Source organism: Pseudomonas sp. PS01300, assembly GCF_029960155.1.
GTDB lineage: Bacteria > Pseudomonadota > Gammaproteobacteria > Pseudomonadales > Pseudomonadaceae > Aquipseudomonas > Aquipseudomonas palmensis.
Genome location: NZ_JASCPN010000154.1, coordinates 1 through 327, shown reverse-complemented (window position 1 = coordinate 327; position 327 = coordinate 1). Strand labels below are relative to the sequence as shown.

The following is a 327-nucleotide window of genomic DNA, read 5'->3' as shown; positions in this document are numbered from 1 at the left end:
CCACCTGCACCGGTGTTGAGATGTTCCGCAAGCTGCTGGACGAAGGTCGTGCTGGCGAGAACTGCGGCGTGCTGCTGCGCGGCACCAAGCGTGACGACGTTGAGCGTGGCCAGGTTCTGGTCAAGCCGGGTTCGGTCAAACCGCACACCAAGTTCACCGCAGAAGTCTATGTTCTGAGCAAGGAAGAAGGCGGCCGTCATACTCCGTTCTTCAAAGGCTACCGTCCACAGTTCTACTTCCGTACTACTGACGTGACTGGTAACTGCGAGCTGCCAGAAGGCGTTGAAATGGTAATGCCAGGTGACAACATCCAGATGACTGTCACTC

Annotated in this window: 1 protein-coding gene; it reads left to right on the top strand. The window is 56.9% G+C overall.

Annotation, left to right across the window (positions count from 1 at the left end):
* Window positions 1–327, top strand: a 327-nt coding sequence (locus tag QMX96_RS26750; protein WP_349016797.1) for an EF-Tu/IF-2/RF-3 family GTPase, incomplete at both ends; no start/stop codon positions are given.